The 13888-nt window shown below is 73.9% G+C and carries 11 protein-coding genes; 9 read left to right on the top strand and 2 right to left on the bottom strand.

The features are described 5' to 3' along the window. The first annotated feature begins 384 nt into the window (after positions 1–384). From DOO78_RS15080 to DOO78_RS15055, 6 genes are all read left to right on the top strand, one after another. Positions 385–2493: an acetate--CoA ligase family protein gene (locus tag DOO78_RS15080; RefSeq protein ID WP_111470671.1), complete on the top strand. Its 2109-nt coding sequence runs from the start codon at positions 385–387 to the stop codon at positions 2491–2493. Between the two features lies 1 nt (position 2494). After that, positions 2495–4000: an acetyl-CoA acetyltransferase gene (locus DOO78_RS15075; RefSeq protein WP_111470670.1), complete on the top strand. Its 1506-nt coding sequence runs from the start codon at positions 2495–2497 to the stop codon at positions 3998–4000. After that, positions 4000–4776, top strand: a complete 777-nt coding sequence (locus tag DOO78_RS15070; protein WP_111470691.1) for an enoyl-CoA hydratase-related protein — start codon at positions 4000–4002, stop codon at positions 4774–4776. Before DOO78_RS15075 ends, DOO78_RS15070 begins: the two co-directional genes overlap by 1 nt. A 164-nt stretch (positions 4777–4940) precedes the next feature. Then, positions 4941–5768: an SDR family NAD(P)-dependent oxidoreductase gene (locus tag DOO78_RS15065; RefSeq protein ID WP_111470669.1), complete on the top strand. Its 828-nt coding sequence runs from the start codon at positions 4941–4943 to the stop codon at positions 5766–5768. Positions 5769–5913: 145 nt separating this feature from the next. After that, a complete protein-coding gene (locus DOO78_RS15060; RefSeq protein ID WP_111470668.1) occupies positions 5914–6984 on the top strand; it encodes an SDR family oxidoreductase in 1071 nt (356 codons plus the stop codon). A gap of 11 nt (positions 6985–6995) precedes the next feature. Continuing rightward, the gene (locus DOO78_RS15055; RefSeq protein WP_207802914.1) at positions 6996–9143 is read left to right on the top strand and encodes an acetate--CoA ligase family protein; all 2148 of its coding nucleotides are present in this window, start codon (positions 6996–6998) and stop codon (positions 9141–9143) included. Between the two features lie 185 nt (positions 9144–9328). Here DOO78_RS15055 and DOO78_RS15050 read toward each other — a convergent pair whose 3' ends face one another. Further along, positions 9329–10297: an NADPH:quinone oxidoreductase family protein gene (locus DOO78_RS15050; protein WP_111470666.1), complete on the bottom strand. Its 969-nt coding sequence runs from the start codon at positions 10295–10297 to the stop codon at positions 9329–9331. A 128-nt stretch (positions 10298–10425) separates the two neighbouring features. Here DOO78_RS15050 and DOO78_RS15045 point away from each other — a divergent pair, with 128 nt between their 5' ends. Next, positions 10426–11664: an acyl-CoA dehydrogenase family protein gene (locus DOO78_RS15045; RefSeq protein WP_111470665.1), complete on the top strand. Its 1239-nt coding sequence runs from the start codon at positions 10426–10428 to the stop codon at positions 11662–11664. 3 nt (positions 11665–11667) lie between these two features. After that, on the top strand, positions 11668–12771 hold the full coding sequence (locus DOO78_RS15040) for a phosphotransferase family protein (protein WP_111470664.1): 1104 nt from the start codon (positions 11668–11670) through the stop codon (positions 12769–12771). Between the two features lie 94 nt (positions 12772–12865). Here DOO78_RS15040 and DOO78_RS15035 read toward each other — a convergent pair whose 3' ends face one another. After that, a complete protein-coding gene (locus DOO78_RS15035; RefSeq protein ID WP_111470663.1) occupies positions 12866–13246 on the bottom strand; it encodes a VOC family protein in 381 nt (126 codons plus the stop codon). Positions 13247–13405: 159 nt separating this feature from the next. Between DOO78_RS15035 and DOO78_RS15030 the strand changes: the two genes are divergently transcribed. Continuing rightward, positions 13406–13864, top strand: a complete 459-nt coding sequence (locus tag DOO78_RS15030; protein WP_111470662.1) for a PaaI family thioesterase — start codon at positions 13406–13408, stop codon at positions 13862–13864. Positions 13865–13888: the final 24 nt, after the last annotated feature.

Genomic DNA, 13888 nt, shown 5'->3' with positions numbered 1-13888 from the left:
TCATGCGAAAGCTCATCGTCCTCGCCAACGCACTCATCCGCGACAACAAACCCTACGCCCCAGCCTAAAACACCACATTCACACAAAAGACAGTTGCTTGGCTGCGCGGCATAAGCCGCGGCGCCCGTTCGGGCGCTCGGCATGAACGAGCCATTCATGCCGTTCGTATGATACCGAGCGCAGGACGGTTTCACCGGCCTGCGCCGGGTATGAGCCGCCCTGCGCCGGCCGCCGCATGGACAAGCGCGCGGTATCGCGCTTCCCTGGCCGGGACAAGACGGGCAGGGGGACGCCGCTCTCGCCCGCGCGACAGGGGAGACCGTCCATGCCCGACCGAATCACGGGCCGTATGCCGGCCCGTGCCGCAGCCAGGGCGGCGCGCCGATGAGCGCCGCCTCCCTCGCCGGCCTGTTCCGCGCCCGCTCGGTGGCCCTGGTCGGCGCGACGGAGCGCTCCATCTGGAGCACCGCCGCCTTCGCCAATTTCGAGCGGCTGGGATTCGCCGGCAAGGTCCATCCGGTCAGCCGCAAGGGCGGCACGGTGCATGGCCTGCCCGCCGCCACCTCCTGCGCCGCCATCGGCAAGCCGGTCGATGCGGCGCTGCTGATGGTGCCGGAGCAGGCGATCGCCGAGGCCTTCGCCGATCTCAACGCCGCCGGCATCCGCCATGCCGTGGTGCTGACCTCCGGCTTCGCCGAGGTGGGCGCCGAGGGCGCGCTGCGGCAGGAGGCGCTGCTGGCCGCGGCGCGGGCGCAAGGGGTGACCTTGCTGGGGCCCAACTGCCTCGGCTTCATCAACTATGCCGACCGGGTGCCGATCTGGACCACCCAGCCGCCCATGCCGGTCCTGCAGGGCGGCAGCATCGGCGTCGTCTCGCAGAGCGGCGCGACGGCGGGCTTCATCGCCGGCTTCGCGCATCGCCAGGGCATCGGCCTCTCCTACCAGGTCTCGACCGGCAACGAGGCGGATGTGAACGTCGCCCGCGTCGTCGACTTCCTGGTCGAGGACCCGGCGACCAAGGTGATCGGCCTCTTCCTCGAGACGGTGCACGACGCGCCGCTGCTGGCCGCCGCGGCGCGCCGGGCGCTCGCCGCCGACAAGCCGATCGTCGCCATCAAGATCGGCGCCAGCGAGACCGCGGCGCGGGCGGCCGAGGCGCATACCGGCTCCCTGGTCGGCGACGACCGGGTCTTCGAGGCGGTCTGCCGCCAGCTCGGCATCATACGCGTCTCCTGCATCGAGGACCTGGTCTTCACCGCCGCGCTGCTGGCCCGCACCGGGCATCTGCGGGACCGCCGGCTCGGCCTCGTCTCCATCTCGGGCGGCATCTGCGAGATGGCGGCCGACCATGCCGAGACCGCCGGCGTCGCGGTGCCGCGCCTTGCCGAGCCGACGCGCGCGGCGCTGCGCGAGATCCTCCCCGCCTTCGGCACGCCGAACAACCCGCTCGACGTGACCGGCGGCGCGATGCTCGACGCCTCGCTCTTCGCCCGCTCCCTGCCGGCCTTCGGCGGCGATCCCTCGCTCGGCCTGCTCGCCTGCTTCATGGACCTGCCGGACACGCCGGAGGAGATCGCCGGCTATCGCGGCGAGATCGTGCGCCAGATCGGCAAGGGCTTCGCTGCCGCCGGCAAGCCCGCGGTGATGCTGAGCGTCATGGCCCGGCCGGTGCAGGAGCCGGGCCGGGCGCTGCTGGCCGAGACCGGCATCTCCTATCTCGGCAGCGGCGTGCTGCACGGGCTGGGGGCCATCGGCCGCGCCTTCGCCTGGGCCGAGCGGCAGGAGCGCGGCCTGCCCGCGGCGCCGCCGGCCCCCGCGCCGGCGCCCGAACGGCCGGCGAGCGAGCATGCGACGCTCGCCTATCTCGGCGGTCGCGGCGTGCCGGTGGTGCCGCTGACGCTGGCCCGCAGCGCCGCCGAGGCGGTGCGCGCGGCGGCCGCACTCGGCGGCCCGGCGGTGCTGAAGATCGCCTCGCCCGACATCGCGCATAAATCCGATATCGGCGGCGTGCTGCTGAACCTCGAGGGCGAGGCGGCGGTCGCCGAGGGCTTCGGGCGCATCATGGCGAGCGTGCGCGCGGCGAAGCCGGAGGCGCGGATCGAGGGCATCCTGGTCGGGCCGATGCGCCGCGACGCCGGCATCGAGCTCTTCGTCGGCGTGCTGCGCGACCCGCTCTGGGGCCCGGCCATCGCGGTCGGCCTCGGCGGCATCTGGGTGGAGGCGCTGCGCGACACCGCCATCCGCCTGCTGCCGGTGACGCCGGCCGAGGTGCTGGAGATGCTGTCGGAGTTGCGCGGCGCGAAGCTGCTGGACGGCTATCGCGGCACGCCCGGCATCGACCGGCGGAAGGCGGCCGAGGCTGTGGCAAGCATCGGCGATGCGGCGCTCGCCCTCGGCCCCGATCTCCTCTCGCTCGAAGTGAACCCGCTGCGCGCGACGACGGCGGGCGCCGAGGCGCTGGACGCGCTGGCGATCTGGAAGGGAGAGTCCTGAGATGGAGGCCGACCGCATTCCCGTCATCGTCGGGGCCGGCGAGATCACCGAGCGCCCGGCCGATCCGCGCGAGGCGCATGAGCCGGCGGCGCTGATGGCCGAGGCGCTGCGCCGCGCCGCCGCCGATGCCGGCGCGCCGGACCTGCTCGCGGCGCTCGACAGCCTCGACATCGTCAACTCCGTCTCCTGGCCCTATGGCGACCTGCCGGCGGCGCTGGCCGGGCAGCTCGGCCTCCGGCCGCGCCGCCTGGTCTATGGCCCGGTCGGCGGCGAGAGCCCGGTGCGGCACATGCACGAGGCGGCGAACCGCATCGCCCGCGGCGAGAGCGAGGTCGCCGCGGTGGTGGGCGCCGAGGCGACGCATGCGGTGGCGCAGGCGCAGAAGCAGGGCATCACGCTGCCCTGGACCACGCCCGACCCGAATTGGAGCCGCACCCGCGGCCGCGACTTCCTGCATCCGCTCTCGGTGCGGCTCGGCGTCGCCGATCCGGTCTCGGTCTACCCCTTCTACGAGAATGCCGTGGAGGCCTTCCTCGGCCAGACGCCGGCGGAGGGGCAGGCGGAATCGGCGGCGCTCTGGTCGCGCTTCTCCTCGGTCGCGGCGCGCAACCCGGCAGCCTGGCTGAAGCGGGAATATTCGCCGGAGGAGATCGGCACGCCCGGCCCGGCCAACCGGCCCATCGCCTACCCCTATACCAAGCTGCAGGTCGCCAACCCGATGGTGAACCAGGGCGGCGCCATCCTGCTGACCAGCCTCGCCCGGGCGCGCGCCGCCGGCGTGCCGGAGAACCGGCTGGTCTATCTCTGGGCCGGCGCCGCGGCGGTGGAGCCGCGCGACTACCTCAACCGCGACCACTACCATGAGAGCCACGCGCAGAATGCCGTCCTCGATGCCTGCGGCCGCATCGCCGAGGCGGAGGGCACCGAATTCACCACCTGCGAGCTCTATTCCTGCTTCCCCTGCGTGCCGAAGATGGCCTCGCGCCGGCTCGGCCTGCCGCCGGGCCTGGCGCCGACCACGACCGGCGGCCTCACCTTCTTCGGCGCGCCGCTCAACAATTACATGACGCATGCGGCGGCGGCGATGACGCGGGCGCTGCGCGAGCGACCGGACAGCGCGGCGCTGCTCTACGGCCAGGGCGAGTTCGTCACCAAGCACCATGCGGTGGTGCTGGCCAGCCGCCCGCCGCGGCAATGGCGCCTGCCGCAGGACTATTCCGTACAGGCGGAGGCGGACAGCCGCCGCGGCCCGGTGCCCGCCTTCGCCGAGACGGCCGAGGGCGATGCGGCGATCGAGACCTTCACCGTGCTGCACGACCGCGACGGCGCGCCGCATCATGGCGTGGTGATCCTGCGCACCGGCGATGGCCGCCGCGCCCTCGGCCGCGTGCCGGGCAGCGATGCGGCGACCATCGCCCTGCTCAAGCGCGCCGACCGCACGCCGATCGGCGCGCCGGGGGTGCTGCGCCCCGCCGCGGATGGATTGCAGGATTGGAGCCCCGCCTGATGCCCGACGCCGTTCTCTTCGAGGTCACCGCGCCGCATATCGCCCTCGTCACCATCAACCGGCCCGAGGCGCGCAACGCCGTCAACGGCGCCGTCGCCGCCGGGCTGGAGGCGGCGGTGGAGCGGGTCGAGGCGGATCCCGATCTCTGGGTCGCCATCCTCACCGGCGCCGGGCAGCACGCCTTCTGCGCCGGCGCCGACCTGAAGGAGGTGGCGGCCGGCAACAGCGCCAGCCTCGCCACCGAGAAGGGCGGCTTCGGCGGCTTCGTGCGGGCGCAGCGCAGCAAGCTCTGGATCGCCGCGGCGCAGTCCCATGCGCTGGCCGGCGGGCTGGAGCTGCTGCTCTCCTGCGATCTCGCGGTCGCGGCCGAGCATGCCAATCTCGGCCTGCCGGAGGTGAAGCGCAGCCTGGTCGCCGGCGCCGGCGGCGTCTTCCGCCTGCCGCGCGCCCTGCCGAAGGCGATCGCCCTGCAGATGATCGCGACGGGCGAGCCGATCCCGGCGACGCAGGCGGCGCAATTCGGCCTGATCAACGCCGCGGTGCCGGCCAATGAGGTGATGCCGGTCGCGCTCGACCTGGCGCATCGCGTCACCGCCAATGCCCCGATCGCGGTGCGCGAGAGCCTCGGCGTGGCGCGCCGCGCCGCCGACCTGCCGGAGGCCGAGCTCTGGACGGTGAGCCGCGAGGCCAGCGGGCGCGTGCGGGCCACCGAGGACTTCAAGGAAGGCCCGCGCGCCTTCATCGAGAAGCGCGCGCCCCGCTGGACCGGGCGCTGATGGAGGTGTGCAGCGATGGTGACCCATCGCTGCCCTCAGTCGCCGGCGCTGCCCGCGGCAGCTTGGCTGCGCGGCATGAGCCGCGGCGCCCGTTCGGGCGCTCGGCCGGCTGCGGGCCAGGCGTCCGGCAACGAGTATGAGACCGAGAGGACGGAGGATCGGAGATGGCAGGGACGCTCGAGGGGAAGGTGGCGCTGGTCTCGGGCTCGGGGCGCGGCATCGGGCGGCAGATCGCCCTCAAGCTGGCCAGCGAGGGCGCGCGCGTCGTGGTCAACGACCTCGATGACGCGCCGGGCAACGAGACCGCGGCCGAGATCAAGGCGATGGGCGGCGAGGCCATCGCCTGCAACGGCGACGTGACCAAGGAGGGCTTCGCCGAGCGCTTCGTCGCCGCCGGCATCGATAGCTGGGGCGGGCTCGATATCATCGTCAACAATGCCGGCTATACCTGGGACAACGTCATCCAGAAGATGACGGACGAGCAGTGGTACGCCATCCTCGACGTGCATCTGACGGCCCCCTTCCGCATCATGCGCGCGGCGCAGCGCTTCATCCGCGAGGCGGCGCGGCGGGAGGCCGAGGAGGGGCGGGAGGTGTTCCGCAAGGTGGTGAACATCTCCTCCACCTCCGGCGTCTTCGGCAATGCCGGGCAGGCGAACTACTCCACCGCCAAGGCCGGCATCCAGGGCCTGACGCGGGCCATGGCGAAGGAGTGGGGGCGCTACAAGGTGAACGTCAACGCCGTCGCCTTCGGCCTGATCATGACGCGGCTGACCGAGGCGCCGGCGCATGGCGGCGCCAGCATCGACATCTCCGGCCGCGAGATCCCGGTCGGCGTGCGGCCGGAGGTGCTGCAGACGGCGGAGAAGATGATTCCGCTCGGCCGCGGCGGCCGGCCGGAGGAGGCCGCCGGCTCGGTCTATCTGTTCTGCATCCCGGAATCGAATTACGTCACCGGCCAGACCCTCGTCGTCAGCGGCGGGCGGCCGTGAGGCCGGGCGCGCGAGCCTCCGGCCCGCGGCCCGCAGGGCCGAGCGCCCGAATGGGCGCCGCCGCAAGCGTGGCGAAGCCAAGCCACGCGGATGCGTGGCGCCCGGCATCCGAGGGGCAGGGCGGCGAAGCCGGCCTGCGCTCGGCATGACAGGCACGGTGCTCATCGCCGGCGCCCTCGGCCTGGTCGGTCGGGCGGCGCTGGCGGAGTACGAGGCGGCGGGCTGGGACATCATCGCCCTGGCCCGGCGCCAGCCGGAATTCGAGACCCGGGCGCGCTTCCTCTCGGTCGATCTCACCGATGCCGAGGCCTGCCGCGCGGCGCTGGCGCCGCTGCGCGACATCGGGCGCATCGTCTACGGCGCGCTCTACGAGAAGCCCGATCTCGGCCGCGGCTGGCTGGAGGCGGACCAGATCGCCACCAACGCCGCCATGCTGCGCAACCTGCTCGATGCGCTGGAACCGGGCAATCCCGGGCTGCGGCACCTCTCGCTGCTGCAGGGCACCAAGGCCTATGGCGTGCATCTCGGCCAGATGCCGATCCCGGGCAAGGAAAGCGCGCCGCGCCACATCCACCCGAATTTCTACTGGGCGCAGGAGGATCTGGTGCGCGAGCGGCAGGCCCGCGCCAGCTGGTCCTTCACCATCGTCCGGCCGCAGGCGCTGATCGGCTTCGCCCTCGGCAGCTCCATGAACCTGCTCTCGGCCATCGGCTGCTACGCCGCCATCAGCCGCGAGCTCGGCGTGCCGCTGGTCTGGCCCGGCGCCGGGGCGCGCTACACCGAGGCGACGGATGTGCGGCTGCTGGCGCGCGCGATGTTCTGGGCAGCGGGGGCGGAGGGCGCGGCCAACCGCACCTTCAACGTCACCAATGGCGATGTCTTCCTCTGGCAGGACCTGTTCCCGCTGGTGGCGCGGCGCTTCGGCCTGGAGATGGGGGCGCCGCATCCGATGTCGCTCGCCGTGCTGATGGGCGACAAGGGCCCGGTCTGGCAGCGCATCGCGGTGCGGCACGGCCTGGCGCCCTGGACGCTGGAGCAGCTCATCGGCGGCTCCTGGCAATTCGCCGATTTCGCCTTCGCCCGGCCGGGCCAGACCGCCTCCATCCTCTCGACCATCGCCATCCGCCAGGCCGGCTTCGGCGATTGCATCGACAGCGCCGTGATGCTCGACGAATGGCTGGCGGAATTGCAGCGCCGCCGCATCCTGCCCGCGTGAGGAGTCCCGCCTTGCCCACCGGCCCCCGCCCGCTCGCCCGCGCCGCCGCGCTCGGCCGCCTGCTGCATCCGCGCAGCATCGCCATCATCGGCGCCTCGGAGCGCGCCGGCTCCTTCGGCGAGCGCACGCAGCGCAACCTCGCCGGCTATGCGGGCCGGCTGCACCTGGTGAACAGCCGCTACCAGCGGCTCGGCGACCAGCCCTGCCACGCCGCCATCGCAGCGCTGCCCGAGGTGCCGGACCTCGTCGTCTGCGCCGCGCCGATGGAGGCGGTGGAGGGGGTGGTGCGCGACTGCGTCGAGGCCGGGGTCGGCGCCGCCATCCTCTACGCCGCCGGCTTCGCCGAGACCGGCCGGCCGGAGCGCGTCGCCTTGCAGGCGCGCATCGCCGCCATGGCGCGGGAGGGCGGCGTCCGGCTCATCGGGCCGAATTGCATCGGCATGCTGGACTACGCCTCGGGCGCCACCATCAGCTTCGCCGCCGTGCCGCGCCCGGCAGCGCCGCCCGATCGGCCGGCCATCGGCATCGTCAGCCAGTCCGGCAATCTCGGCTTCGCCCTGGCGCAGGGCGTCGAGCGCGGCGTCGCCATCGGCCGCGTCCTCGCCTTCGGCAATTCCGCCGATCTCGATGTCGCCGATGGCGTCGCCCTGCTGGCCGAGGATCCCGGCTGCGCCGCCATCGCCTGCGTCTTCGAGGGCATGGCCGAGCCGCGCCGGCTGGTCGAGGCGGCCGAGATCGCCTGGGCGGCGGACAAGCCGCTCGCCGTCTTCAAGCTGGCGACGGGCGAGCAGGGGGCGGCGGCGGCGCTGTCGCATACCGGCTCGCTGGCCGGCTCGGACGCCGCCTACCGCGCCGCCTTCGAGCGCGCCGGCGTGGTGATGGTGGAGCAGTTCGACGCGCTGCTCGAGACCGCGGCCTTCCTCGCCAAGGCGCCGCCCTGCCGGGCGCCCGGCGTCGCGGTGGTCTCCACCTCGGGCGGCGCCGCCATCATGGCGGCCGACAAGGCGGAGGCGCATGGCGTCACGCTGCCGCAGCCGGGCGAGGCGGCGCAGGCGGTGCTCGCCGCGCGCATCCCGGAATTCGGCTCCAGCCGCAACCCGGTCGACATCACCGCGCAGGTGCTGAACGACCCGGACTCGCTCCGCGCCTGTGCCGAGGCGCTCTGCGCCGATCCCGCCTATGGCGCGGTGATCCTGCCGAACGGCTATGCCTATGAATTCGCCACGCCGCGCTTCGCCCTGCTCGGCGAGCTGGCGGCGGCGCATGGCAAGGCGGCGGCGGTGGTCTGGCTGACGGAATGGCTGGAGGGGCCGGGCGCCCGCGCCGCCGAGGCCAATCCGCAGGTGGCGCTGTTCCGCTCCATGGATCGCTGCTTCGCCGCCCTCGCCGCCTGGCAGGCGCGCGCCGAGCGCCGGGCGACGCAAGGGGCGGCGGCGCCCGATCCGGCGACGCGCCTGGCCCCGCCCGAGGCCGCCGCGCGCGCCGCCGCGCTGCTCGACGCGGCGGGGCCCACGCTCACCGAGCGCGAGGCGAAATCGGTGCTCGCCGCCTATGGCGTGCCGGTGGTGGAGGAGCGGCTGGCGGCCGATGCCGAGGCGGCCGTCGCCGCCGCGGCTTCGCTCGGCTATCCGGTGGCGCTGAAGGTCGAATCGCCCGACATCCCGCACAAGACCGAGGCCGGCGTCATCCGCCTCGGCCTCGCCGATGCCGCGGCGGTGCGGGCGGCGCATGCGGCGGTGCTGGCCAATGCCGCGCGCGCCGCGCCGGGGGCGCGGATCAACGGCGTGCTGGTGCAGCCCATGGTGCCGCAGGGGATCGAGATCGTGGTCGGCGCCCGGCGCGACCCGCTCTTCGGGCCGATGGTGGTGGTCGGGCTCGGCGGCATCCTGGTGGAGCTGCTGCGCGACAGCGCGACGGCGCTCGCCCCGGTGGGCGAGGCCGAGGCGCGGGCGATGCTGCGGCGCCTGAAGGGATACCGGCTGCTGCGGGGCTTCCGCGGCCTGCCGCCGGTCGACGAGGCGGCGCTGGCGGCGATCATCCGCCGCGTCGGCGAGCTCGCCGCCGACCAGCGCGAGCGGATCGCCGAGATCGACGTCAACCCGCTGATCTGCGCCGGCAGCCGCATCCTGGCGGTGGACGGGCTGATCGTCCGCGGGTGAGCGGCGGGATCGGCCCCGGCGCACGCAATTCCAACCTGCGGCCCGCAGGGCCGAGCCCCCGAATGGGCGCCGCGCGTCGCGCCGCTAGGCGCGCCTGACGGCGCGACGGCGCGAAGCCAAGCTGCCGGAGGCAGCGCCCGGCGATTGAGGGGGCGCGCGAAGGTGAAACCTTCGCGCGCCTGGCATCACACCACCAGCACGATCTTGCCGGTCACCCGCCGCTCCAGCAGCGCCTGCAGGGCCTCCGGCGCGCGCTCCAGCGGCCAGGTCTCGGCGATGGCCGGGCGCAGCGCGCCGGCGGCGATCCAGTCGAAGAGCTGCGCCATCAGCGCCCGGTTCGCCGCCGGGTCGCGCTTGACCGCATTGCCGTAGAAGACGCCGAGGATGTCGCAGCCCTTCAGCAGGGCCAGGTTGAAGGGCAGGCGCGGGATGTCGCCGGCGGCGAAGCCGACGACGAGGTAGCGCCCGCCCCAGGCGATGCTGCGCAGCGCCGGCTCGGCATAGGGGCCGCCGACGGTGTCGAAGATCACCTCGACGCCCTCGGGCGCCAGCGGCTTCAGCGCCTCGCGCCAGCCCTCGGCGGTGTAGTCGATCACCGCCTCGGCGCCGGCGGCGCGGCAGGCCGCGTGCTTGGCCGGGGAGGCGGCGGCGATCACCCGCGCGCCCATCAGCCGCGCCACCTGCACCGCCGCCAGGCCGGCGCCGCCGCCGGCGCCGAGCACCAGCACCGTCTCGCCGGCCCGCAGCCGGGCGCGGTCGCGCAGCGCGTGCAGCACCGTGCCATAGGCGTAGGAGAGGGCGGCGCCGGTCGTGGCATCGATCGCGTCCGGCAGGGCGACGACATTGCCCTCGGGCGCCACCGCCAGCTCGGCGAAGCCGCCATGCCCGGTCATCGCCAGCACCCGCGTGCCGGGGGCGGGGCCGGCGACGCCCGGGCCGAGCGCCGCGACGCTGCCCGCCACCTCGCCGCCGGGGGCGAAGGGGAAGGGCGGCCGCGCCTGGTAGCGGCCCTGGATGATGAGGGTGTCGGGGAAGTTCGCCGCCGCCGCCTCGACCCGGATCAGCACCTCGCCCGGGCCCGGCCGCGGCGCCGGCGCCTCGCCGAGGACGAGGCTGGAGGGCGGTCCGAATTCCCGGCACAGCACGGCGCGCATCGATCCCATCCTCCCGCTTCGCCGGGAGGCTGGCCGGCCCGGCGGCGCAAGGCAAGGGGCCGCTTGCCGCCCCGCCCTCGCTGAGTCAGGCTGCCGGCCAGAACGGTGGCACGGTTGGGGAGAACGTCATGGACTTCGCGTTTCCGGAGAAGGTCGAGCAGCTGCGCGCCCGCCTCCTCGCCTTCTTCGACGAGCACATCTACCCGAACGAGCAGGTCCACCGGCAGCAGATGGCCGAGGCCAAGGACCGCTGGCAGCCGGTGCCGATCGTCGAGGCGCTGAAGCCGAAGGCGCGCGAGGCCGGGCTGTGGAACCTGTTCCTGCCCGAATCCGAGCATGGCGCCGGGCTGACCAACCTGGAATACGCGCCGCTCGCCGAGATCATGGGCCGCGTCGGCTGGTCCTCCGAGGTGTTCAACTGCTCCGCGCCCGATACCGGCAACATGGAGACGATCGAGCGCTACGGCACCTCCGAGCACAAGGAGCGCTGGCTGAAGCCGCTGCTCGAGGGCGAGATCCGCTCCTGCTTCGCCATGACCGAGCCGGACGTCGCCTCCTCGGACGCCACCAACATCCAGACCCGCATCCTCCGCGACGGCGACCACTACGTCATCAACGGCCGCAAATGGTGGTCCTCCGGCGCGCTCGACCCGCGCTGCGCCGTCTTCATCGTCATGGGCAAGACCGCGCCCGACAGCCCGGACCGGCACCGCCAGCAATCGATGATCCTGGTGCCGCGCGACACGCCGGGCCTGACCATCGTGCGCCACCTGCCGGTCTTCGGCTTCGACGACGCGCCGCACGGCCATGCCGAGCTGCGCTTCGAGAACATGCGCGTGCCGGCCTCGAACATCCTGCTCGGCGAGGGCCGCGGCTTCGAGATCGCCCAGGGGCGGCTCGGCCCGGGGCGCATCCATCACTGCATGCGCGCCATCGGCATGGCGGAGCGGGCGCTGGAGAAGACCTGCCGCCGGGCGCTGGAGCGGCGGCCCTTCGGCAAGCCGCTGGCCGAGCAGGGGGTGATGCGCGAGCGCATCGCCAATGCCCGGATCATGATCGACCAGTGCCGGCTGCTGACGCTGCACGCCGCCTGGCGCATGGACACGGTGGGCAACAAGGTGGCGCGCAAGGACATCGCGGCCATCAAGGTGGCGGCGGCGAACATGGCCTGCCAGGTGGTGGACATCGCCATCCAGGCGCATGGCGGCGGCGGCGTCACCAGCGATTTCGGCCTCGCCGAGATGTGTCGCTACGCCCGCACGCTGCGCATCGTGGACGGGCCGGACGAGGTGCATCGCGACCAGCTCGCCCGCATGGAGCTCTCGCAGTACAAGCCGCCGAGGACCGAGGCGCAGGCAGCGGAGTAGGCCATGCCCGCGGACGCGGCCGCAGCCGCCGCCGGCCCGCCGCTCGACGGCCGGCCGGAGCTGGTGCCGGTGCTGGAGCGGCACCGCTTCGACGAGGCGGCGCTGGCGCGCCACCTGGCGCAGCACCTGCCCGGCTTCGACGGGCCGATCGAGGTGCGGCAGTTCCAGGGCGGGCAGTCCAACCCGACCTTCCATGTCGCGACCCGCGCCGGCGACTACGTGCTGCGCAAGAAGCCGCCCGGCAAGCTGCTGCCGCGGGCGCATGCGGTGGAGCGGGAATACCGCATCCTCCGCGCCCTCGAGGGCAGCGAGGTGCCGGTGCCGCGGGCGCGCCTCCTGGTCGAGGACGAGGGCGTCATCGGCACGGTCTTCTTCGTCATGGACCACGTGCCGGGCCGCATCTTCTTCGACCGCGTGCCGATGGCAGCCCCCCCCGCCGAGCGCGCCGCGATCTACGAGGACATGGCGCGCGTGCTGGCCGCGCTGCACCGGGTGGACTGGCGCGCCGCCGGGCTGGAGGGCTTCGGCCGGCCCGAGGGCTACATGCCGCGCCAGGTCGATCTCTGGGTGCGGCAATGGCAGGCGGCCAAGGTCGAGGAGATGCCGGAGATGGACCGGCTCGGCGCCTGGCTGGCGGCGAACCTGCCGCCGGAGGAGCCGGCGACCATCGCGCATGGCGACTACCGGCTCGGCAACCTCATCATCCACCCGACCGAGCCGCGCATCGTCGCGGTGCTGGACTGGGAGCTGGCGACGATCGGCCATCCGCTGGCCGATCTCGGCTATTGCTGCCTCACCTACCATTTCGACCCGGGGCCGGAGGGGGTGACGGGCGTCGCCGGGCTCGACCTCGCCGGCACCGGCATCCCGGACGAGCGGGAATTCGTCGCCCGCTACAGCGCGCTGATGCGCCGGCCGGTGCCGGCGGCGCTCGATGTCTTCGTCGTCTTCTCGATGTTCCGCCTCGCCTCCATCGTCGCCGGGGTGTGGCGGCGGGCGCTCGACGGCAATGCCGCCGATCCGCGGGCCATCGGCTACCGCCATCGCTACCGGGAGATGGCCGAGCGCGCCTGGGCCATCGTCCGGCGGATCGACCCCGCGGCCTGACCTGCCGCGGGGTCGCCGCGGCAGGCTGGGACGCCCGCTCGATCAGGCGCGGATCACGGGGCCCCCGCGACGCTGCGCGGCGGTGTCGCCGGGATCAGCCCATCCGGTGCAGGCCGCAGAGCTTGTTGCCGTCCGGGTCCCGCAGATAGGCGAGGTAGAGCTTGCCCGAGGCGCCCTCGCGCACGCCGGGCGGATCCTCGATCGCGGTGCCGCCATGCGCGACCCCCGCCGCGTGCCAGGCATCCGCCTCGGCCGGGCTCGCCATGGCGAAGCCGATCGTGCCGCCATTGGCATGGGTGGCCGCCTTGCCGTCGATCGGCGGGGTGAGCATGAAGCGCCCGCCGTTATGCACGTAGATCAGGCGCCCCTTCGGATCGACCGTGCCGGGCTTGCCGCCGATCGCCGCGAACAGGGCGTCGTAGAAGGCCTTCGACCGGGCGATGTCGTTGCTGCCGATCATGATGTGGGTGAACACGCAGGCTTTCCCTCCCTATCTGGGCCGCCATCCTCGCGGCGCGGCGGGACCTTCGCGCGGCCGCGCCCGGAAGGGAAGGGGTGCGCCCGCCCGCGCCGCCCCCTGGACCGCGCCGCCCGGCCGGGCGAGTGTGCGGCGCACAACCGCACGGATCCCGGAATGGACCAGCCCGCCAGCCTCGCCCCCGAGACGCCGCCCGGCTTCGTGCCGGCGAGCCATGGCGGCCCCTATGCCCAGGCGCTCGGGCCCTTCTTCTCGCACCGGGCCGAGGACTACACCGCGCTCGGCATCCGGGTGCAGCACCGGCACAGCAACTCGATGGGCGGCGCGCATGGCGGCTTCGTCGCCAGCCTCGCCGACCTCGCTTTGGTGCATGCCGTGGCCGTCGCGCGGGAGCGGGCCGGGCTGCCGCGCGCCGCGCTCTCGACCGTGACGCTCTCGGTCGATTTCATCGGCCCGCCGAAGGAGGGCTGCTGGCTCGAGACCCGCGCCCGGGTGACCCGCCTCGGCCGCAGCATCGCCTTCACCGAGGGGGAGATGCTGGCCGACGGCAAGCGGGTGGCCCGGGTCAGCGGCGTCTTCGCCATGAAGGAGCGGCGGGCCGCGCCGGCCGCTTGACCATGGCCGGGCCGCCGGGGGAGA

It is taken from the genome of Roseicella frigidaeris, assembly GCF_003258945.1.
In the GTDB taxonomy this organism is placed as follows: Bacteria; Pseudomonadota; Alphaproteobacteria; order Acetobacterales; family Acetobacteraceae; genus Paracraurococcus; species Paracraurococcus frigidaeris.
Note: the sequence above shows the minus strand (reverse complement) of the source record. Positions and strands in the feature narration are given on the sequence as shown.

What these genes read in the sequence shown, in the direction of transcription:
- DOO78_RS15080 (WP_111470671.1), top strand. Translation starts at nt 385, where the DNA reads ATGAGCGCCGCCTCCCTCGCCGGCCTGTTCCGCGCCCGCTCGGTGGCC.
- DOO78_RS15075 (WP_111470670.1), top strand. Translation starts at nt 2,495, where the DNA reads ATGGAGGCCGACCGCATTCCCGTCATCGTCGGGGCCGGCGAGATCACC.
- DOO78_RS15070 (WP_111470691.1), top strand. Translation starts at nt 4,000, where the DNA reads ATGCCCGACGCCGTTCTCTTCGAGGTCACCGCGCCGCATATCGCCCTC.
- DOO78_RS15065 (WP_111470669.1), top strand. Translation starts at nt 4,941, where the DNA reads ATGGCAGGGACGCTCGAGGGGAAGGTGGCGCTGGTCTCGGGCTCGGGG.
- DOO78_RS15060 (WP_111470668.1), top strand. Translation starts at nt 5,914, where the DNA reads ATGACAGGCACGGTGCTCATCGCCGGCGCCCTCGGCCTGGTCGGTCGG.
- DOO78_RS15050 (WP_111470666.1), bottom strand. Translation starts at nt 10,297, where the DNA reads ATGCGCGCCGTGCTGTGCCGGGAATTCGGACCGCCCTCCAGCCTCGTC.
- DOO78_RS15045 (WP_111470665.1), top strand. Translation starts at nt 10,426, where the DNA reads ATGGACTTCGCGTTTCCGGAGAAGGTCGAGCAGCTGCGCGCCCGCCTC.
- DOO78_RS15040 (WP_111470664.1), top strand. Translation starts at nt 11,668, where the DNA reads ATGCCCGCGGACGCGGCCGCAGCCGCCGCCGGCCCGCCGCTCGACGGC.
- DOO78_RS15030 (WP_111470662.1), top strand. Translation starts at nt 13,406, where the DNA reads ATGGACCAGCCCGCCAGCCTCGCCCCCGAGACGCCGCCCGGCTTCGTG.